The sequence below is a fragment of the Acinetobacter sp. ANC 3781 genome (assembly GCF_004331285.1).
Classification (GTDB): Bacteria; Pseudomonadota; Gammaproteobacteria; order Pseudomonadales; family Moraxellaceae; genus Acinetobacter.
Map to the genome: position 1 here is coordinate 77,254 of NZ_SJOH01000011.1, position 19,307 is coordinate 96,560.

The 19,307-nt window shown below is 41.3% G+C and carries 22 protein-coding genes; 12 read left to right on the forward strand and 10 right to left on the reverse strand.

What is annotated here, in order from left to right; genetic code table 11:
* Window positions 1-2: 2 nt before the first annotated feature.
* On the reverse strand, window positions 3-878 hold the full coding sequence (locus E0H89_RS09585; RefSeq protein ID WP_131216496.1) for an AEC family transporter: 876 nt from the start codon (window positions 876-878) through the stop codon (window positions 3-5).
* Window positions 879-1,032: 154 nt separating this feature from the next.
* Between E0H89_RS09585 and tatA the strand changes: the two genes are divergently transcribed.
* The 4 genes from tatA to E0H89_RS09605 all read left to right on the forward strand — a co-directional run bounded on the left by tatA (window position 1,033) and on the right by E0H89_RS09605 (window position 4,917).
* On the forward strand, window positions 1,033-1,266 hold the full coding sequence (gene tatA, locus E0H89_RS09590; protein ID WP_131216498.1) for a twin-arginine translocase TatA/TatE family subunit: 234 nt from the start codon (window positions 1,033-1,035) through the stop codon (window positions 1,264-1,266).
* Between the two features lie 6 nt (window positions 1,267-1,272).
* A complete protein-coding gene (tatB, locus tag E0H89_RS09595; protein ID WP_131216500.1) occupies window positions 1,273-1,740 on the forward strand; it encodes a Sec-independent protein translocase protein TatB in 468 nt (155 codons plus the stop codon).
* Window positions 1,737-2,516, forward strand: a complete 780-nt coding sequence (gene tatC, locus E0H89_RS09600; RefSeq protein WP_131216502.1) for a twin-arginine translocase subunit TatC — start codon at window positions 1,737-1,739, stop codon at window positions 2,514-2,516. The genes tatB and tatC overlap by 4 nt, the downstream gene beginning before the upstream one ends.
* A gap of 172 nt (window positions 2,517-2,688) precedes the next feature.
* Window positions 2,689-4,917 (forward strand): PhoX family protein, encoded by a 2,229-nt coding sequence (locus tag E0H89_RS09605; RefSeq protein ID WP_131216504.1) that lies wholly within the window; start codon window positions 2,689-2,691, stop codon window positions 4,915-4,917.
* Between the two features lie 58 nt (window positions 4,918-4,975).
* On the opposite strand, the gene E0H89_RS09610 is transcribed toward E0H89_RS09605, so the two are convergent.
* Window positions 4,976-5,758, reverse strand: coding sequence for an NRDE family protein (locus E0H89_RS09610; protein ID WP_131216506.1), 783 nt, complete (start codon window positions 5,756-5,758; stop codon window positions 4,976-4,978).
* Window positions 5,759-5,851: 93 nt separating this feature from the next.
* Between E0H89_RS09610 and lgt the strand changes: the two genes are divergently transcribed.
* The 3 genes from lgt to E0H89_RS09625 all read left to right on the forward strand — a co-directional run bounded on the left by lgt (window position 5,852) and on the right by E0H89_RS09625 (window position 7,513).
* Window positions 5,852-6,664 (forward strand): prolipoprotein diacylglyceryl transferase, encoded by an 813-nt coding sequence (lgt, locus tag E0H89_RS09615; protein WP_131216508.1) that lies wholly within the window; start codon window positions 5,852-5,854, stop codon window positions 6,662-6,664.
* Between the two features lie 82 nt (window positions 6,665-6,746).
* Window positions 6,747-7,133 (forward strand): AzlD domain-containing protein, encoded by a 387-nt coding sequence (locus tag E0H89_RS09620; RefSeq protein ID WP_131216509.1) that lies wholly within the window; start codon window positions 6,747-6,749, stop codon window positions 7,131-7,133.
* Window positions 7,133-7,513 carry a hypothetical protein gene (locus E0H89_RS09625; protein ID WP_131216511.1) on the forward strand — a complete coding sequence of 127 codons (381 nt, stop codon included), beginning with the start codon at window positions 7,133-7,135 and terminating at the stop codon, window positions 7,511-7,513. Before E0H89_RS09620 ends, E0H89_RS09625 begins: the two co-directional genes overlap by 1 nt.
* Before the next feature lie 137 nt (window positions 7,514-7,650).
* Here the strand turns inward: E0H89_RS09625 and rplT are convergent, their stop codons facing one another.
* Both rplT and rpmI read right to left on the reverse strand, forming a co-directional pair.
* Window positions 7,651-8,010 (reverse strand): 50S ribosomal protein L20, encoded by a 360-nt coding sequence (gene rplT, locus E0H89_RS09630; RefSeq protein WP_131216512.1) that lies wholly within the window; start codon window positions 8,008-8,010, stop codon window positions 7,651-7,653.
* Window positions 8,011-8,022: 12 nt separating this feature from the next.
* Entirely contained in the window at window positions 8,023-8,217 is a 195-nt protein-coding gene (rpmI, locus tag E0H89_RS09635) for a 50S ribosomal protein L35 (RefSeq protein ID WP_067721945.1), read from the reverse strand.
* 237 nt (window positions 8,218-8,454) lie between these two features.
* Between rpmI and E0H89_RS09640 the strand changes: the two genes are divergently transcribed.
* Entirely contained in the window at window positions 8,455-9,714 is a 1,260-nt protein-coding gene (locus E0H89_RS09640; RefSeq protein WP_131216514.1) for an MFS transporter, read from the forward strand.
* Between the two features lie 104 nt (window positions 9,715-9,818).
* Complete coding sequence (locus tag E0H89_RS09645; protein WP_131216516.1) at window positions 9,819-10,553, forward strand: TonB family protein; 735 nt, start codon at window positions 9,819-9,821, stop codon at window positions 10,551-10,553.
* Window positions 10,554-10,602: 49 nt separating this feature from the next.
* Here E0H89_RS09645 and E0H89_RS09650 read toward each other — a convergent pair whose 3' ends face one another.
* From E0H89_RS09650 to E0H89_RS09660, 3 genes are all read right to left on the reverse strand, one after another.
* Window positions 10,603-11,028, reverse strand: a complete 426-nt coding sequence (locus E0H89_RS09650; RefSeq protein ID WP_424619312.1) for a YqaA family protein — start codon at window positions 11,026-11,028, stop codon at window positions 10,603-10,605.
* A gap of 15 nt (window positions 11,029-11,043) precedes the next feature.
* Entirely contained in the window at window positions 11,044-11,328 is a 285-nt protein-coding gene (locus E0H89_RS09655) for a hypothetical protein (RefSeq protein ID WP_131216518.1), read from the reverse strand.
* Between the two features lie 109 nt (window positions 11,329-11,437).
* Window positions 11,438-12,061, reverse strand: a complete 624-nt coding sequence (locus E0H89_RS09660; RefSeq protein ID WP_131216520.1) for a glutathione S-transferase N-terminal domain-containing protein — start codon at window positions 12,059-12,061, stop codon at window positions 11,438-11,440.
* A 330-nt stretch (window positions 12,062-12,391) separates the two neighbouring features.
* Here E0H89_RS09660 and E0H89_RS09665 point away from each other — a divergent pair, with 330 nt between their 5' ends.
* Complete coding sequence (locus tag E0H89_RS09665) at window positions 12,392-12,850, forward strand: Hsp20 family protein (RefSeq protein ID WP_131216522.1); 459 nt, start codon at window positions 12,392-12,394, stop codon at window positions 12,848-12,850.
* A 190-nt stretch (window positions 12,851-13,040) separates the two neighbouring features.
* Window positions 13,041-13,418, forward strand: coding sequence for an SPFH domain-containing protein (locus tag E0H89_RS09670; protein WP_131216583.1), 378 nt, complete (start codon window positions 13,041-13,043; stop codon window positions 13,416-13,418).
* Window positions 13,419-13,484: 66 nt separating this feature from the next.
* On the opposite strand, the gene infC is transcribed toward E0H89_RS09670, so the two are convergent.
* Window positions 13,485-14,036, reverse strand: coding sequence for a translation initiation factor IF-3 (gene infC, locus E0H89_RS09675; RefSeq protein WP_131216524.1), 552 nt, complete (start codon window positions 14,034-14,036; stop codon window positions 13,485-13,487).
* Window positions 14,037-14,041: 5 nt separating this feature from the next.
* The gene (gene thrS / locus E0H89_RS09680) at window positions 14,042-15,964 is read right to left on the reverse strand and encodes a threonine--tRNA ligase (RefSeq protein WP_131216525.1); all 1,923 of its coding nucleotides are present in this window, start codon (window positions 15,962-15,964) and stop codon (window positions 14,042-14,044) included.
* Window positions 15,965-16,877: 913 nt separating this feature from the next.
* On the opposite strand from thrS, the gene E0H89_RS09685 reads away from it, so the two are divergent.
* Window positions 16,878-18,518 (forward strand): acyl-CoA synthetase, encoded by a 1,641-nt coding sequence (locus E0H89_RS09685; protein WP_131216527.1) that lies wholly within the window; start codon window positions 16,878-16,880, stop codon window positions 18,516-18,518.
* A gap of 252 nt (window positions 18,519-18,770) precedes the next feature.
* Here E0H89_RS09685 and yjgA read toward each other — a convergent pair whose 3' ends face one another.
* Complete coding sequence (gene yjgA / locus E0H89_RS09690; protein WP_131216529.1) at window positions 18,771-19,307, reverse strand: ribosome biogenesis factor YjgA; 537 nt, start codon at window positions 19,305-19,307, stop codon at window positions 18,771-18,773.

Below are 19,307 nucleotides of genomic sequence, written 5' to 3' on the forward strand. Positions count from 1 at the left end.
CTTTAAATAAAATGCAACATCACTCCATATAGCATCACCACCCCACAACTCACAATTGTTCCCGAAGCGATATATCTGGCAGAAGTACCAGTACCTTGATAGTGAGTTTCTAATGCCACAATATTGGCCGCTGGCGGTAAACAGAACAATAAGAACATTACCCCAATGTATTGTTCAATATTCGGTATTGGAATCATCCAATATGTCAGTCCACACAGCACTACACCACAACCAAGTTTTAATACGGCTACACGACTACTCTGCAGTAAATCTTTTTTATACACTTTGGTCTGCTGTAACCACATCCCCAATATGCACATTCCTGTAAAGCTCATTCCAGTTTTAGCTAGGCTATAGATCAGATCAATCGTTTGATGTAATTCCAAATGCTGCACGTCTAATATTCGACAGATCAGTGCCAAACTCAATGCCATTATGGGGGGAGATTGCATGACTTTTTTTGCAGTATCAGAGAGCGCTTGTTTGTCTGAACTGACGGAAGTGACGGCCCAAATATTACCAAAAATAGAACCGCCCACATATAAAGCCACCATCGGTGCACTAATTTCAGAACCGAATAAAGCAATTGTAAAAGGAAAGCCCAGCCATGCCATATTTACATAGCTAAAACATAAAGCCCGCAATTGGTCTTTAAACAGGACAAGGGAAAAATAGAACAGCAGCACCGCAACCACAAAGCTAAAGAGCATCAAACTCAAGCTGCCCGCTTGATAAAACACCATGTTGTAAATAATCACGATGGGAATAAAAACTCGTGCCAATAGGCTCGAAAAAAGTGATTTTAAACGTGTCGAAAATTGGCTTGAAGCAAGTCCCCAGCCACATAAAAAGCCAAAAAATGGTAACAGCAAAGCCACAACATTACCCTGAGTGATCAATACAAATATGCTAGCACTGAATCAAGCACAACAGCAGATTAAATGCCTTTTGTCTTTAAACTGAAATTTTTCAGTCACATTGCTGTCATCGCAACATGTTCAGATGGTTCTAAATGAAAAATGAGTTAAGAACATGGCAGGATTATCGATTTGGCACGTTGTGATTTTTGCAATTGTGGTTATTTTATTGTTCGGAACATCAAAACTAAAAAATTTAGGCAAAGATGTCGGTGGTGCAGTCAAAGACTTTAAAAAGTCGATCAAGGAAGATGAAGTAGCTACTTCGTCATTAAATGAACCTAAAACAATTGAACATCAAACCAGCCATTCTGATGTCAACTCTCCAGCAAAAACCCACTCAGGCTAAAACTTTATGCTCAATATTGGTATGACTGAACTGCTGGCTTTTGGCATTATTAGTTTATTGGTGCTTGGGCCAGATAAGCTTCCCGAAGCTGCACGTTTCGCGGGGAAATGGTACGCTAAAATCAAACGCACGATCAGCAATGTACAGAATGATATTGACCGCGAACTGCGTTTGTCTGAATTACGTGAACAGATGCAAAATGAAATGCAGCGGATTCAAGAGCTCGAGCAAAAGATGCAAGCTCAAATGCATGAACTAAAACAACAATCACAACCTGCAAAATTACCAGTATTACAAAACGCAGTGCTCAATAATAAAAATGCTCCCACTATTTATAGTTTTATTAAACAACCTCAGCCTTTGTGCGTTTATTTGAGCACACAAAATGCGTGTAGCATTATGCCTTCAACAGAAAAGTCTTTAAACAGCATGCCTCCAATTTCACAATTAAATGAATTAAAGGTGGCAGTATGAACACTCCCATAGAAAACCAGTTGCCGATTCCCTTTACAGATCCACAACCATCAGATCTTGAAGAAATGCCGATTACTCGACATCTGATGGTCTTGCGTCAGCATCTGTTTAAAATTGTCGGTTTACTACTGGCACTATTTTTTTGCTTATTGCCTTTTGCCAATCAAACCTATCAGCTTTTGTCTGAACCTTTACGTGCACAGCTCCCTGTTAGCTCATCCATGATTGCCACCGATGTTACGGCGACATTCATGGCACCGTTTAAGTTGAATTTCTTCGTTGCCTTGATGTTAGCCATGCCTTTCATCATTTATCAACTTTGGCGCTTTGTAAAGCCTGCACTCTATGAAAAAGAAAAGACCTTAGCTATGCCTCTGCTGCTAGGTAGCATCAGCTTGTTTTATGCAGGGATTGCTTTCGCCTATTTTGTTGCCCTGCCTTCTATTCTGCATTTTTTCATCAGTGTTTCACCAGAAACGGTCGCCCCAATGACCGACATTAACAGTTACTTGGCTTTTTGCTTAAAACTGTTCTTGGTATTTGGCTTTACCTTTGAAATTCCGATTATTACCTTAGTGCTGATTTTAATCGGACTGGTTTCTACGCAACAATTAGTCGAAAAACGGCGTTTTATTGTGGTGGGCTGTTTCTTTGTCGCGATGTTCGTAACCCCACCCGATGCGATTTCCATGATCATGCTGGCCATTCCCATGTGGCTGTTATTTGAAATGGGACTGTTCTTTGGCAAATTGATTGAAAAACGCCGAGCAGTTTAAAGATCTCAAACAAAATTTTTTAGGCAGACTTTGGTCTGCTTTTTTATTCAGACATTTTCATCAATCTGACTTATTTTCTTCACCAGACTGTCATTCAAACGTCAGCGCGCTGTCATATTTTTCACCTAAGTTTAGTACAACTTTATAACAACCATACATTTGGAAAAATATCATGACAGACTTTACACCTCATCATGAAGATAATGTTTACGACAGCAATGAATCTGGAAATTCTGAATTTAAAGATCTGTTTAATAAAAATATTACCCGTCGTGATCTTATTACAAAATCTGCAGGTGGTGCCGTTGCTCTAACTTTAGCAGCCACTTTAACCGGCTGTAATGATGATGACAATAACAGTTTAAATAACGGTAGCGCTCCGACTACACCAGTTGAAGAGGTAAAAACACCGACTTCATTAACTTTTAAAACCGTAGATAAAAACACCTTAAATGCCTTTACCGTTCCAGAAGGTTATCAAGCGCGTATATTATTTGCTTTGGGTGATCCGCTCGCTGAAGGTATGCCGGAATGGGATGACAACAATATTCCAACTGGTCCAACATTTAGCATGCGTTCAGGTGACAACCATGATGGCATGACCTTTTTTGGAATGAATAAATCCAAAGGCAATTATGATCCGAAAGCATCCAATGAAGGTTTGTTGGTGCTTAATCATGAATACATCAATCAAGGTTACTTACATCCAACTATTAACACGATTAAAGATGCTATTCGTTCAGAAGATGAAGTGATTCGCGAGGTCAATTCACATGGTGTTTCGATTTTGCATGTGACCAAAGATCCGAGTACCCAAGAAGTGAAGATTGATAAAAATTCAATCTTTAACCGCCGCATTACTGCAGCATCGAAAATTGAATTTTCAGGTCCGGTCAAAGGTCATGCACTGGTTAAAAGCAAAATCAGTCCCGAAGGTTTATTTACCTTCGGTACACATAATAACTGCGGTAACGGTTATACGCCTTGGGGCACTTATCTAACCACTGAAGAAAACTTTGATGGTTATCTGGCCCGTAATGCAAATGATGAGCGTGATCTTCAAACTGAATATGCACTAAACCGCTATAAAATTAAAAAAGGTCAGTCTTCTCAGTATAAATGGAATACCCCACAGGCCAGCTTACTTACTCAAGACATGTATGACCGCTGGAATTCATCCATCACTGCCGCAACAGCGTCGGAAGATTTCCGCAACTCAGCCAACAGTTTTGGCTGGATTGTTGAAATTGATCCCTTTGATGGTCGCCAGCTCCCGGTAAAACGTACTGCACTCGGTCGTTTTGCACATGAAGACTGTCGTGCCAGCCGTGCCATCGAAGGACAGCAACTCGCCTTTTATATGGGCGATGACTCAACCGGTGAGTACATCTATAAATATGTATCGAATGCTAAATGGGATGCCAAAGATATCAATGGCGGTTATACAGCCGGAGATAAATACCTGAATAGTGGCAAGCTGTATGTTGCAAAATTTGATTTTAATGAAACCACACAAAAAGCGACTGGCGAATGGATTGAGCTGAATATTAGCGATGCACGTATTGCCAATTATGCGAGCTATAAATTTGCTGATCAGGGCGATGTTTTAGTCAATGCACGTTTAGCCGCAGATGCTTTGGGCGCAACCAAAATGGACCGTCCAGAGTGGTGTGCAGTGAACCCGAAAAATGGTGAAGTCTATATCACCTTAACTAACAACTCGAACCGTGGTAAAGCCTATGGCACAGATGCTGCCAATCCACGTAACTATTTTGATAACGATAGCGGCTCAACCAGCTTAAAAGGCAATATCAACGGGCATATTATTCGTTTACGTGAAAATAATGACCAAACCACTGCGACTAACTTCGTCTGGGATATCTTTCTGTTTGGTGCTGAAGCTGATTCCTTAACGAATGTGAATCTATCTGGCCTAACCGATGCCAATGACTTCTCTAGTCCGGATGGCATGTGGTTCGATCCACGCGGTGTGCTTTGGGTACAAACCGATGATGGTGCCTATACTGATGAAACCAATTGTATGATGCTTGCGGCATTACCAGGCCAAACGGGTGATGGTCAGGTTACTACAGCGCTCTCTGGCACGGCAACCCAGCAAACGCCTGCAGGTGCGGTTTTGAATGACAGTAAACTTCGTCGCTTCCTGACTGGTCCAAGCGGTTGTGAAATTACGGGCGTGACTATGACTCCTGACTACAAGGCTATCTTTGTAAACGTGCAACACCCCGGTGGAACATGGCCTTCAAATCACCCTAGTAACCTGAACTCAAGTAAAGGGATCGGAACACGTCCACGTTCAGCAACTGTAGTAATTACCCGTACCGATGGTAAAGAAATTGCCGCTGAATCTTTAGAACAGACCCAGCCAGCAAAAGTTTAATCATTAACTCAAGATCGAAATAAGATAAAAAAAATGCCGACATGATGTCGGCATTTTTTTATGGGATTAAAGGCAAATTGATTTGAATAATTTCACCTTGAGTGGCTCCTTGCTGGGATTTTTCTTGCCATAGCCAAGCATCATTTTTCATTCTTAAAAAATTAGAACAGCGCGTGCCATATACAGGACTTTGAATAAAAGTCGATGAGAGCAATTCTTCCATCTCTGTATTTATGCCAGTTTGTGGAAGCAGTTCAGGAATGATTTTGCGTTCATCTTCTAAAATATCCCAGACTGCAAATTCAAGATCCGCTTCAGTCGTCGTGTTCTGCTGCAACATCGGTAAAAATTCTTGGGTAAAACGTTTACGTAGATGCTTGGTCTTTTCCCAGTGTTCGGTCATTAAACCATTAGAAACCACATATACCCCTTGAGCCAAAACCTGTGGCGCTTCACCCCGGTTGCTCATATAGACTGCCTGATCTTGGTCCCCGAGCAATAAATTAAAACCGGCATAATCACATTGCCGTTTTTCCAAAGCTTGAGCAAAACGGATTGGCGTCAAATCTGACTCTAAAAATGCTTGAATCAGATGACCGCGTGAAGTCGGATAGGTTTTTTTGTCAGTTGCATCTCGAAAGTTTGTCACGACTGCCCATCGTCCTGATTCAGTCACCCCCATCCATGTTCCACCAGACTGCAGATCTTGTCCGGCAATAATCGGACTATTTCCCCAAGTTTTTAAACCAGCCGTCGGACGGGCATAGAACTCATCCCGATTGGAAATCAGACACAAAGGCGTATCTTCCAGGACTTGCCAAGCTAAAGCTACAATACACATAATCTATGCTCTTTATCTTTACACATTGAATGTACAACATTTTTCATCACATTCAGCTAAAATCTGTGCAAAACAGAATCACAAGGAACAGGAATGCTGACCTATCCCAATATTGACCCAGTTGCTATATCGCTGGGACCGTTACAAGTCCACTGGTATGGATTGATGTATTTACTGGCATTTTTATTTGCTTGGGGACTTGCCACTTATCGAACCAAGCACAGGGATGGCTGGACACCCGATATGGTGTCTGACCTGATTTTCTATGGGGCTTTAGGTGTGGTGGTCGGGGGGCGTCTTGGCTACGTATTGTTTTACGGTTTTGAGCAATTCCTGGCCAATCCAATCTGGTTATTCCAGGTCTGGACTGGCGGCATGAGCTTCCATGGAGGCTTCTTGGGCGTAATGATTGCCATGCTGTTCTGGTGTAAAAAATACCAGAAAACCTGGTTCCAAACGCTCGACTTTATTGCACCATGCGTACCAACGGGTTTGATGTTTGGCCGAATCGGCAACTTTATTGGTGGTGAATTGTATGGTCGTCAAGTCACTGATCCAAACTTTGCCTTGGGCATGATTTTCCCGACCGATCCGCTGCAATTGGTGCGTCACCCCTCACAGCTTTATCAAGCCTTGGCTGAAGGGTTGATTCTGTTTATTGTATTGTGGTGGTTCAGTTCAAAACCTCGCCCACGTATGGCCGTTTCAGCCTTGTTCCTGATTGGCTACGGTATTGCACGCTTTGTGGTGGAATTCTTCCGCGAACCGGACAATGGACAGCTGTTTATTGGCTGGATGAGTAAAGGACAATTCCTGACTGTACCCATGATTTTGATCGGTCTCTGGATGATGTGGTACGCCTACCAAAAGAAAATTTATGATTGGGGTCCACAAAAAAATACTTAATTTTTAGCGAGGCAAAAGCCTCGCTTTTTTATCTTTGTTTTTGCTAAAGTGCAGTCAGTCCTCGTTTATCTATCAGAAGAATATGCTCGAATTTTGGTTTAATCCTAAAGTTTCCATCCTCCGCAAACTCATGATCTTTGCGGTTATTGCTATTGTTACCGGCGTACTTTACTGGATGGAACCGCTAAAACCCGATGCAATCCTGATGTTCTTAGGCACTGGTATTATTTTTCTGATTTGCCGTTATTGTAAAATTCATTTTACTTCAAAAAATCCCACTGGATTGTTATATCGTCTGTTGACCTGGATTCCGATTGCCCTATTACTGGCACTTATTTTTATGCAGATGAAAGATGGTGAAATTTTAATTCCGGGGGCACAAGGTATTGGCTTTATGGCTTTGGCCATCTGTCTATTTTCACCCTTGTCTTTGCTAAATAAAAATGATCTTTCCAATGGACCTAAATAATGCTGGAATTTTGGTATTCAGATCAATGTAGCCGTCAAATCAAGCTGATGGTCTGTATTGTTACCTGTGTGATGATCTATCTGTGTTCCACAGTACAACAACTTTCGCCACTGTTTACCGGAATCAGCATTACTATTGGCATGGGCCTGCATGGATTAAGAGCGTTGAACTTAAAAATTGCAGCCGATCATCCCTATAAAAAAGGTTTCGCCATTCTAATTTTTGCTATGCCGCTGATCACTTTAATTATTTTAATTTCAGCCTTACCTACCCAGCATAAAATCGTTCTTGTCATGCAAGCAATTGGCTTTGCTGCAATTGGTTTATTTATCTTATCAACATTTCCAAATCGCAGGTTTGATAAAAATGAAGAGAGATGAGCCAGCCTCTTTGTAATTTAGCATGCAATTCATCTATCTTTATCAAGACTGAGGAATTTTTTAATTAATCAGTTTTCTACTTCTGCAAAATAAAAAAGACCGCTAAAAGCGGTCTTTTTTCAATCATCAGAAGACGATTAAGCAGCTAATGCGTCTTTCGCTTTTTCGGCGATAGCAGCAAATGCAACTGCATCATGCATAGCGATGTCTGCAAGTACACGACGGTCGATAATCACTTGAGCTTTTTTCAAGCCAGCGATCATACGGCTGTACGATAAACCATTAAGACGCGCACCAGCATTGATACGTGCAATCCACAAAGCGCGGAATTGACGTTTCTTCTGACGACGGTCGCGGTAAGCATATTGACCTGCTTTAATTACTGCTTGGAACGCTACGCGATATACGCGTGAACGAGCGCCGTAGTAACCTTTAGCACGAGCAAGAATTCTTTTATGACGGCGATGAGCCTGGACACCACGTTTTACACGAGCCATTTATAAATCTCCTTAAAGGTATGGGCACATACGGCGAACTGAAGCAACGTCACTTACGTGAACCATTACACAGCCGCGCAATTGACGAATACGCTTAGCAGATTTTTTGGTCAAAATGTGGCGTTTGAACGCTTGTTTACGCTTGATACCGTTAGCAGTCGCTTTAAAGCGTTTAGCTGCACCACGGCGAGTTTTCATCTTAGGCATAACAACCTCTTTTGAACACCTGTTCGGAACGTCTGCACCATTGCAAAAACGACCTGCAGGTAAGGGAGCCAGTATTCTAAAGCATCTTTGCTTAAAACAAAAGCACCTATCCTTAAAATACCCAACCAATCGTCTGCTTCTGTTAGTTTTATTTCCAATATAAAATGTGGGATTTTTTTATTAATAAATCATTTATTCGGTCTTATAATTATCACAACATAAGAATACTGGAATAACATGACTCCCGCACAGGATGCTTTTGCGGCACTGCGCTATCGTGATTTCTCAATTGTCACGGTGAATCAGTTCTGTCTCACTCTCGCCATTTTAATTCAAGAAATTATTGTCGCGTATTCACTTTATCAAATTACCAAAGATCCACTGACCCTAGGTTTGATTGGTTTAGCCGAAGCGATTCCGTTTATCACCTTGTCTTTATGGGGTGGCTATTTTGCTGACCGCTTTAATAAACAGACCATTATGAAAATCTGTTTGTTCTTTGCCGTGCCTTTACCTGTGGTTTTATGGTGGCTATTTCATCGTTATGGTCTAGGTGAAATTGGGATAAATACCCTTTCTTGGGGAATTTATGCAGTTATTTTTGGCTTGGGTACGATCCGCGGTTTTTATAATCCCTCGGCTACTTCACTTAAGCCGTTTCTGATTCCTCGTGATCTCTATGCCAATGGTGCAACTTGGACCACAATTGGGTGGCAAAGTGGCGTAATTATCGGACCCATGCTCGGTGGTTTCATGCTGGCATTTTTAGGTCGCGAAACCAGCTTGCTATCGGTCGCGGTATTGTTGAGTATCTGCTTTATTTTAATTAACTTGCTGCAAAAACGTAGTTTTCCCAAAATCGAAACGCATAATCTGGTTGAAAGTCTGGGCGATGGTTTCCGCTTTATCTGGAAAACCAAAATCGTGCTGTGGGCAATTTCTCTAGATCTGGTTTCAGTCTTATTTGGGGGTGTCATTGCCCTGCTGCCAATTTTCGCTGAAGATATTTTAAAAGTTGGTCCTGAAGGCTTGGGTTATTTACGCGCTGCTCCTTCCATTGGGGCGCTTTTTACCATGATTGTCCTAACCAAGTTTCCACCGACCCAAAATGCCTGGCGCAATATGTTGCTTGCAGTGGCCGGTTTTGGAGTGTTCACGCTGCTGTTTGCCTTCTCAAACAACATGTGGCTATCCCTGTTTGCTTTAGCCATGACTGGTGCCTGTGACAGTATTTCAGTCGTGGTTCGTCAAACCATTCTACAGATTTACCCGCCTGAGAATATGCGTGGACGTGTTGCGGCAGTAAATGGCATGTTTGTCTCATCAAGCAACGAATTGGGTGCGTTTGAATCTGGCCTAGCGGCAAAATACATGGGTGCTATTATGGCAACGGTCTTTGGCGGCTGTATGACCATGGCTGTCGTGACTATAAGCTGGATCAAAACCAAAGATTTATTTGGTGTAGATATCACTCAAGGTGATGATCAAAGACGTTAATTCACTTTTTAGACTTGCGAGTATTTCTAATTCAGGAAATACTTCGCACTCAAAATGCTCCGCTACCGCCGCAACCTCTGGTTTGATTAAAGAACTTAATATTTATGAAGCAAATACTGTGTTTTTCTCTACTCATGAGCTTACCGTTAAGCGCTACATATAGTGCTACAGCTAATTCATCCAAACAACTCGCGGTCCAAAAAAGCGCAGCCCTTCCGGCGCATTTAACCACGCGCATTCAATGGACCAAATTTCCACATCCTTCTTATAAAAATAAAGATTTAAAAGATCAAAACCGAAATGCAATTATCCGGATCTATGCCGATGAGACCGGTACGATTAGCAAAGCCAGTATCCAGGAGAGCACCGGTTTAAGCTATTTAGATGATCTGTTAATTAAAGCGGTACGTGAGGTAAGTGTAAAACCGCATATCGAAAATAATACAGCCCTTCCACAAATTGGCTATCAAACCTTTAGCCTGAAATTAAGCCAAGACCATGACACTGAAGTTTGCCAATACAACTTTAACTCTAAAAACTGGCAGGCTCAGCAGCAAGATAAAAAAGTACCTTTTTCATATCGTGTTCAACCCGATTTAGATATCGACTCTGAACAACTCAATGGACACAATCGTGCAGTGAAATTTACTTTTAAAGTAAATAAACACGGCGATGTAAAAAAAGTCAAAGTGAAAAACGGTTCAGGTATTTATGCTTTAGACCAACAAATTTTACGTGCAGTCTCAGACGCGAAAGTAGATGTACCACGTAAATATTGGGTTTATAAAAAATCAACTCTTAAAGATGAAATCAAGTTTGATTTAAATCAATGCCGGTAATTTGAATACGAGTCTAGGCAATAAAAAGAGATGCGCCCTGCATCTCTTTTTAAAATATTGAAAAAGCAGCATAGATAAATAAATACCGTCCTACTTTGGCAATACTCACAATCCATAAAAACCGCCAGAAGTTTTGTCTTAACAAGCCGGCAATTAAAGTAATCGGATCACCAATAATGGGCACCCAGCTCAACAGCAACGACCAGTAGCCATATTTTTGATAAATCCCTTGTGCCTTTAACATTTGCTGCTCAGAGACAGGAAACCATTTTTTATCTTTATAGTGTTCGATTTGGAAGCCTAGCCACCAATTCACACAGGAACCCAAAATATTTCCCACGCTTGCAACAAGCAGCAGTCTACTAATTGAATGACTACCCTCGGCCAACAATGCCAGTAAAACCGCTTCAGACTGTAAAGGCAATAAAGTTGCTGCGCCGAAAGCGGAAATAAAAAGTAAAACGTAGGACAGCATTAGATGAATAACAGCTTAAAGACCAAGTTTTCTCTTGGTAGATTGATATTCATAAACTGACCAGATAATGAATAAAACCATCACCACCCATCGCGCCAAATCATAACGATGCGCAATGACGCGAAAAATTTCTTTAGAGATGGCTGGATCATTGGCTTTTAGCGTCTCTGCAACTGACTGCATATGCACGACTTCAGCAATAAAGAGCAATAAGCAAGCGGCAATACCAAAGATAATTGCCCAATAAATTTTCTTATTTGTTTCAACAATATGGGTCAAATTTAAGAAAAAGTCTTTCATAGCCATGAGGTCCAATAAAAAACCACCGCAACGGGTGGTTTATTTTCTGCGAGATTTAAGCGGTATTATTGCGTAATCTTAGCACAAAAACCTTTCGCAATTTTTATCCTCAAGGATTCACTTGAATTGCCAATGCACGTTGCACTGCCGGACGTGCAGTTAAGCGCTCAATATATTCTTTTACGTATGGATAATCTTCGAGCTGAATTTGCTGCCATTCATAACGCAAAATCCACGGCAGAATTGCCATATCGGCAATTGAATATTCACCCGCGACATATTTTTGCCCCATCAGCTGTTTGTTTAACACGCCATATAAACGCTTACTTTCATTGATATAACGATCAATCGCATAAGGAATTTTTTCAGCTGCAAATTTACCAAAATGATGATTCTGCCCGAGCATAGGTCCTAAACCACCCATTTGCCACATCAACCACTGTTCAACTTCAACACGTTGCTGCTCATCAGTTGGATAGTACAAGCCGGTTTTACGTCCCAAATATTGCAAAATTGCGCCAGATTCAAATACGGAAATGGCCTCACCACCCGGACCATCCTGATCGACAATGGCCGGAATTTTATTGTTTGGAGAAATACGTAAAAAGTCAGGTTGAAACTGATCATTTTCCATAATATTGATGGGGAAAATTTGATAATCCAAGCCCATTTCTTCTAAAGCTATTGTAATTTTATGACCATTGGGCGTTCCCCAATAATAGAGATCAATCATTTTTTCTACCTTTTGTCTTTCTGGCTCTATATGACATTATTAAACAATATGAATATTTATAGCATGTTTTATTGCGCTAAACCTTAATCTTTAGTGAAACTTAATAAACACAATTAAGCTGCTTGACCTATTAATTTATCCCCTATTATCCGATTAAGATTTTCTCAATTTTTTTAATTAAAATGCTTGAAAAGCCAAATTGCAGACCTATATTTATTCAAAGTAAAGCCATGATCGCGTAAAGCTATAGCTTTACTGACTGTTGATGCTCAGCATGACAGCCTTGAAATCTTATTTATAAAACTTTGCTGAACTCAGGAGGTTCTATCAATGAGTAATGTAAGTCTTACTCCACTATTTCGTCGCAGTATCGGTTTTGACCGTCTGAATGATCTATTTGATTATGCGATGCAAAGTGATACCCCTAATTACCCACCTTATAATATTGAAAAGACGGGTGACAATCACTACCGCATTGTGGTGGCTACCGCAGGCTTTGCCGAAGAAGAACTGATGATTAATCTTGAAAATCAAGTACTCACCATTTTAGGTAAACCTGCGGAAGAAAGTACCGATAACACGATTGAATTTTTACATAAAGGCATTGCCCGTCGTTCATTCAAACTCTCGCTACGCCTAGATGAACATATTGAAGTACAGCATGCCGACTATGAAAATGGCTTATTAAAAATAGACTTACAGCGTATTATTCCAGAAGAGAAATTGCCGAGACAAATTCCGATTGGGAAGAAAATTGAACGCTTAGAGTCCACTACCGTTGACGCATAAACCGTATCAAAGACCTGCCTAAGTGCAGGTCTTTTTCTATTTCCTCTAGTTTTAATTTAACAATCACCTCAAAAAAATAAAATGCTATTTAAAAGCTTATATGAATATACTGCTCAAGTAGCACATAAAAAAATCATAAACATTTGCAAAGAAAAATAGGCAAAATATGCATTATTCAAAACCTGCCAATATGGGTCCAACCACGATTTTTATCGCTTTTATCTGTTTCATCATTCTGATTGGCTTATTTCTTTTTGGCTGGCCACATTATAAAGTATGGAAACAAGGTATGGATGGTCAAGCAGCATTAGCAGAAGCCGAGCAATCCAAAATGATTCAGGTTCAGGTCGCTAAAGCAGAATTGGAAAGTACCAAATTGCGTGCCGAAGCCATAAAATTAGTCGGTCAAGCCGCGAAAGACTATCCTGAATACCGTAAACAGGAGTTTATTGGCGCCTTTGGTGAGGCGTTACGTGATGGTCGTATTCAGCAAATTATTTATGTACCGACCGAAGCCAATATTCCAATTGTGGAAGCAGGTAAAAACAGTAGCCCTCTACAACAATAAGTAAAAAAGGCAGGCATAAAAAAGCACTGCATTTGCAGTGCTTTTTATCAATGGATCAACAAGTGCTTATTTTTTACGTTTCGGTCCAATGAGCATGCCCATTTGACGACCTTCCATTTTTGGTGCTTGTTCGACTGTACCGTATTCAATTACGTCTGCTTCAACTTTTTGTAATTGAGCAAGACCTAATTGTTGGTGAGCCATTTCACGACCACGGAAGCGCAAGGTAATTTTTACCTTGTTCCCTTCCTCGAGGAAACGAAGAATTGCACGTAACTTGATGTTGTAATCACCAATGTCTGTACCAGGACGCAACTTAATCTCTTTAACCTGAACTTGATGCTGTTTTTTCTTCGCATCTTTTTGCTTTTGCTTCAGATCGAATAAATGTTTGTTAAAGTCCATGATTTTACAAACAGGCGGCTCTGCATTAGCAACGATCTCAACAAGATCAAGCTCAACTTCTTCTGCAGCGCGCAACGCTTCAGCTAAAGAAACGATGCCCTTTTGCTCTCCTTCAGCACCAACGAGACGTACTTCTTTTGCACGGATCTCGTCATTCAATGCAGGACGATTGCTTTTAGCACCTTGTTGTTGGTTACGGTCAGGCTGTTTAATCTTTATTACTCCACAATATACCGGCCACGTTCGGCTACGGCTGCTTTCACTAGGTCAACGAAGGCATCAATTGACATAGTACCTAAATTTTTTCCTGAGCGGGTACGAACATTCACAGTACCTTCCTCTACTTCACGGTCTCCAAGAACCAGTAAGTAAGGAATACGCTCTAAAGTACGTTCACGAATCTTAAAGCCGATTTTCTCATTTCTCAAGTCAGAAATGGTACGAATTCCACTTTCTTTAAGTTTAGCGACGACTGACTCACACGCCTCGGCCTGCGAATCTGTAATATTCATTACACATGCTTGTGTTGGTGCTAACCAAGGTGGCATAAAGCCCGCATAGTGCTCAATAAGTATACCAATAAATCGTTCAAAACTTCCAAGAATTGCACGATGCAACATTACTGGCTGATCACGGTCGTTATCTTCTGTGACATAAGAAGCATCCAAACGCTCAGGCAGGTTAAAGTCACATTGAATAGTACCACATTGCCAGATACGACCTAAGCAGTCTTTCAATGAGAATTCAATCTTAGGACCGTAGAATGCACCCTCACCTGGTTGTAAGTCCCAATCTAGACCTGCAGCATCTAAAGCATCAGCCAAAGATTTTTCTGCCATGTCCCAAAGTGCATCTTCACCCACACGTTTCTCAGGACGAGTCGACAATTTCATTTGTACCTCTTCGAAGCCAAAATCTTTGTATACATCCAGTGTCAATTTGATAAAGTCTGCAACTTCCTGACCAATCTGTTCTTTGGTACAGAAAATATGCGCGTCATCTTGAGTAAAGCCACGAACACGCATAATGCCATGTAATGAACCCGATGGTTCATTACGGTGGCATGAACCGAATTCTGCCAAACGTACAGGAAGATCACGATACGATTTTAAACCCTGATTGAACACTTGTACATGACAAGGACAGTTCATTGGTTTAACCGCATAGTTGCGGTTTTCAGAATGCGTGGTGAACATGTTGTCTGCATAGTTTGCAGCATGTCCTGATTTTTCCCACAACGTGAAATCCACTACCTGCGGAGTACGAATTTCTTCATAACCGTTGTCTTGCTGAACTTTACGCATGTATTGTTCAAGCACTTGGTAAATGGTCCAGCCATTTGGATGCCAGAACACCATACCCGGCGCTTCTTCTTGCATATGGAACAAATCAAGCGCTTTACCAATTTTACGGTGATCGCGTTTTTCTGCTTCTTCAATACGTTTTACATAAGCCGCTAGCTGTTTCTTGTCTGCCCACGCTGTACCGTAAATACGTTGTAATTGTTCATTCTTCGCATCACCGCGCCAGTAAGCGCCAGAGATTTTAGTCAGCTTGAATGATTTTAAGAATTTGGTGTTTGGTACGTGCGGACCACGGCACATATCCAGGTAGTCTTGATGGTAGTACAAGCCCATTTGTGTCTCGTTAGGCATGTCCGCAATCAAGCGTAATTTGTATTCTTCGCCACGTGCTGTGAACTCTGCAATCACATCGTCACGTGGAGTCATTTTTTTCACCACATCATAGTCTTGATCGATGAGCTTTTTCATACGCTCCTCAATCGCTGCCATATCGTCTAATGTAAATGGACGTGGCATCCAGATGTCATAGTAGAAACCTTCTTCAATGACCGGACCAATCACCATTTTTGCTTCTGGGAACAATTGCTTAACAGCATGGCCAACCAAATGTGCGCATGAGTGACGAATAATTTCGACACCCGCTTCGTCTTTAGGCGTAATGATTTGTAGCGTTGCATCTTCAGTGATGAAATCGGACGCATCCACTAAACGATCATTCACACGACCAGCAACTGTATTTTTGGCAAGACCCGGACCAATGCTGAGTGCAACGTCCATCACAGATACGGCTTGATCAAACTGTTTTTGATCGCCATTTGGCAAAGTGATAATTGGCATAAGAAATCCTTAAGGAGTGATGCCCCGTACCATGGGGCATATCACCGCGAGATTATGATCGAGGCAAAGCCTCAAAAGATAAAAACGGTGGATAAATAAAATCGATTCGAATTTTACACGTCTTATCCACAGGATTAAACCTTTTTACCTAGAAAATTCGCGATTTGGCTCATTTTGAATTTATTTGCCACTCCTCTACCCTTATCAGAATCTGGGAATCTTTCTTCTTATTTTATTCTCTAAAGGTATCCCGCCCTGTAAATTTTGCCTGAGCATGGGCATAAAGCTTGGAAAATTGCGGAATAAACCGCTTTGCTCTATTTCCGCTTTAAGAACACATAATTATCCACAACGACATCGCGCCGTTTGAGAACCTGTACCATTTCCGGATTACTGCTATATCCATATAAAATATGCGGCTAATATTTTGCAGGATGAATATCATCTGCGCGCCCATCCCCCATACACAAACTAAGCTTGATTATTATGGGTAAAATAATTCAGTAATTCTAAACCGGCTAATTAGGTATAAGGCAAAAAATTTAACACGGGTATAGCAATCTAGAGTGTGCATTTTAGTTCTGATAAATTGTCCAGATCACAAGCACTCGGTTTAATCAACATTGACCCAAAGCCAAATCATTACATTTGCTTTGCTGGTAATACTGTACAAAATTTCATTCTTCTTCCTTGGCTGATATTATTTAATTGCTCAATTAGAGTAAAATACTTAAAAAATCAAACATGGGAACCGGGGCGTTCAAAATATTTGAATATCGTCAAACATTATCATTAATATTCAATATGTTAAAAATTATAAAAACGCACTCGACTAAAGCCTAAATGCAAGATTCCCAAGAAGTGCATATCTTTTTAACAGGATATGAAAATAAATATATAACGGAGTTTTAAAATGGTTAACGCATACGATGAATTACCGCGTACCCCCGCAAATTTTGTAGCGTTGTCACCTTTACGCTATCTTGATCGTGCAGCGTATATCTATCCAAATCAAGATGCGATTATTCACGGTAAGCGTCGTATTACCTGGCGTGAGAAATACAATCGTTGCCGTCAGTTTGCCAACCAACTCCAAAAATTAGGCATCGGTAAAAATGATACCGTTTCAGTACTGCTGCCAAACGTCCCTGCCATGATTGAAGCACATTTTGCCGTGCCTATGGCGGGTGCGGTACTCAACACCTTAAATACGCGCCTGGATGCCAAGACCCTTGCCTTTATGCTTGAGCATGCTGAAACCAAAGTGTTATTGGTCGATCCCGAATTTACTGCAGTTGCTACCGAAGCACTCTCGCTGGTGTCACAAGAGATCTATGTGATTGATGTGGCTGACCAAGAATATGAAAATGCGTCAACACCAATTGGTCAAGTTGAATATGAAGACTGGATTGCCCAAGGCGATGCAAATTTTGAATGGCATTTACCCCAAGATGAATGGGATGCCATCAGTTTAAGTTATACATCTGGAACCACCGGTAATCCTAAAGGTGTGGTTTACCATCACCGCGGTGCCTACATTAACGCGGCCAGCAATATCATTGCTTGCGGCATGATGCCTCGTGCCACCTATTTATGGACACTGCCACTGTTCCACTGTAATGGCTGGTGCTTTGCCTGGACTATGGCTGCCAACGGTGGAACAAATGTCTGCTTACGTAAGGTCGATGCTGAACTGATCTTTAAATTAATTGCTGAACATAAAGTGGATTACTTCTGTGGTGCGCCGATTGTCTTGTCCATGCTCATCAACACGCCTGAAGAGAAGAAGACCCAGCTTGATCACCGTGTTGAAGTCATGGTCGCGGGTGCTGCGCCTCCAGCAGCGATCATTGAAGGGATGCGCAATATTGGCATTAATGTCACTCATGTCTATGGCTTAACAGAAACCTACGGTCCTTCTGCTCTCTGCGCCTCCCAAGCGGGTTGGAGTGATTTGTCGATTCAAGAACAAGCGCAGTTACACTCACGCCAAGGCGTTCCTTACCCCTTACAAGACGGCATGAAAGTGCTTGATCCTGAAACTATGCAAGAGGTTCCGCATGACGGTCAGACCATGGGAGAAATTATGTTCCGTGGCAATATTGTCATGAAAGGTTATTTAAAGAATCCCGAAGCAACAGCCGAGGCATTTGCTGGTGGCTGGTTCCATACCGGTGACCTTGCTGTGTGCCAATCAGATGGCTATGCCAAAATCACCGACCGTTCCAAAGACGTGATTATTTCGGGTGGTGAAAACATTTCATCGCTTGAAGTGGAAGAAGTCTTATATCAACATCCTGCTGTACTGACTGCAGCCGTGGTGGCCAAACCTGATTCACGTTGGCAGGAAGTACCGTGTGCCTTTGTGGAACTCAAACAAGGTAAAACAGCCACCCCTAAAGAACTGATCGAATTCTGCAAACAACATCTAGCGCGCTTTAAAGTGCCTAAAGATTTAGTGATTACCGAAATTCCTAAAACTTCAACCGGGAAACTGCAGAAATTCATCTTGCGTGACTGGGCAAAAGAACGTGCTGAAGGTGAGTTTAATTAATTTCTTTCTATGCTGAATAAACTTTCATCTTACAAAAGTTTCCCTCTCCTATTAGGAGAGGGTTAGGGAGAGGTTATATACATCGAAGAAATACGTGATTTTACGTAGCTATTTGAAAAATGAGTTGTTTGAAAGATATTTTTGGATAGTGATCAACCCTCTCTTTAATCCCCCAAAGGGAGAGAGAAATCTTAAAATCTAAAAAAGCGACTCAATTGAGTCGCTTTTTTAGATTTTGCACTGAACAAAAAATCAGTTATCTGAAATCAATGCCACTTGCTGAATATAGTTAAATAATTTCAGCTTAGACGCAGCGACTTGTTCTTCAGGCAATTGTTTGGTGATATCACGTTGAATACGCAAGATATGCTGACGAATCGGATGATGCTCAGCCGCATTATGCGCTTTCATGAATTCTTTGATTGCAGGATCACCCTGTGCAATCATTCGGTCAACCCAACGCTGTAATTGTGCGGTTTTTTTCGCACCTTGTTGCGGCGTTAAATAAGACAAAATCACTGCCTCATCTTCATTACGCAATAATTTACCAATCCGTAGAAACTGACGACGGCGTGCCTCATGTGAAGTAATACTACGCACATCAAGCAAAGCATCAATTAAACGCTCTTCCACAGGGAGTTTCTGAATCTGCTTAAGGCTCAATTCAGAGAGTTGTTCACCTAAAGCAGCCATACGCTGAACTGCTTTTTTTTGTTCGGTTTTGCTTGCACGTCCTTCTAAAGTTTCAAAGTCATCTTCAGTAAAACGCTGTTGCGGTCGACGTGCCAC

Bases quoted from the DNA above. Each gene is read 5' to 3' on its own strand.
- E0H89_RS09605 (WP_131216504.1), top strand. From the start codon at position 2,689: ATGACAGACTTTACACCTCATCATGAAGATAATGTTTACGACAGCAAT.
- E0H89_RS09650 (WP_424619312.1), bottom strand. From the start codon at position 11,028: ATGCTGTCCTACGTTTTACTTTTTATTTCCGCTTTCGGCGCAGCAACT.
- E0H89_RS09645 (WP_131216516.1), top strand. From the start codon at position 9,819: ATGAAGCAAATACTGTGTTTTTCTCTACTCATGAGCTTACCGTTAAGC.
- tatB (WP_131216500.1), top strand. From the start codon at position 1,273: ATGCTCAATATTGGTATGACTGAACTGCTGGCTTTTGGCATTATTAGT.
- E0H89_RS09610 (WP_131216506.1), bottom strand. From the start codon at position 5,758: ATGTGTATTGTAGCTTTAGCTTGGCAAGTCCTGGAAGATACGCCTTTG.
- rplT (WP_131216512.1), bottom strand. From the start codon at position 8,010: ATGGCTCGTGTAAAACGTGGTGTCCAGGCTCATCGCCGTCATAAAAGA.
- rpmI (WP_067721945.1), bottom strand. From the start codon at position 8,217: ATGCCTAAGATGAAAACTCGCCGTGGTGCAGCTAAACGCTTTAAAGCG.
- tatA (WP_131216498.1), top strand. From the start codon at position 1,033: ATGGCAGGATTATCGATTTGGCACGTTGTGATTTTTGCAATTGTGGTT.
- tatC (WP_131216502.1), top strand. From the start codon at position 1,737: ATGAACACTCCCATAGAAAACCAGTTGCCGATTCCCTTTACAGATCCA.
- E0H89_RS09640 (WP_131216514.1), top strand. From the start codon at position 8,455: ATGACTCCCGCACAGGATGCTTTTGCGGCACTGCGCTATCGTGATTTC.
- thrS (WP_131216525.1), bottom strand. From the start codon at position 15,964: ATGCCAATTATCACTTTGCCAAATGGCGATCAAAAACAGTTTGATCAA.
- E0H89_RS09670 (WP_131216583.1), top strand. From the start codon at position 13,041: ATGGGTCCAACCACGATTTTTATCGCTTTTATCTGTTTCATCATTCTG.
- E0H89_RS09620 (WP_131216509.1), top strand. From the start codon at position 6,747: ATGCTCGAATTTTGGTTTAATCCTAAAGTTTCCATCCTCCGCAAACTC.
- E0H89_RS09655 (WP_131216518.1), bottom strand. From the start codon at position 11,328: ATGAAAGACTTTTTCTTAAATTTGACCCATATTGTTGAAACAAATAAG.
- lgt (WP_131216508.1), top strand. From the start codon at position 5,852: ATGCTGACCTATCCCAATATTGACCCAGTTGCTATATCGCTGGGACCG.
- E0H89_RS09685 (WP_131216527.1), top strand. From the start codon at position 16,878: ATGGTTAACGCATACGATGAATTACCGCGTACCCCCGCAAATTTTGTA.
- E0H89_RS09660 (WP_131216520.1), bottom strand. From the start codon at position 12,061: ATGATTGATCTCTATTATTGGGGAACGCCCAATGGTCATAAAATTACA.
- E0H89_RS09665 (WP_131216522.1), top strand. From the start codon at position 12,392: ATGAGTAATGTAAGTCTTACTCCACTATTTCGTCGCAGTATCGGTTTT.
- E0H89_RS09625 (WP_131216511.1), top strand. From the start codon at position 7,133: ATGCTGGAATTTTGGTATTCAGATCAATGTAGCCGTCAAATCAAGCTG.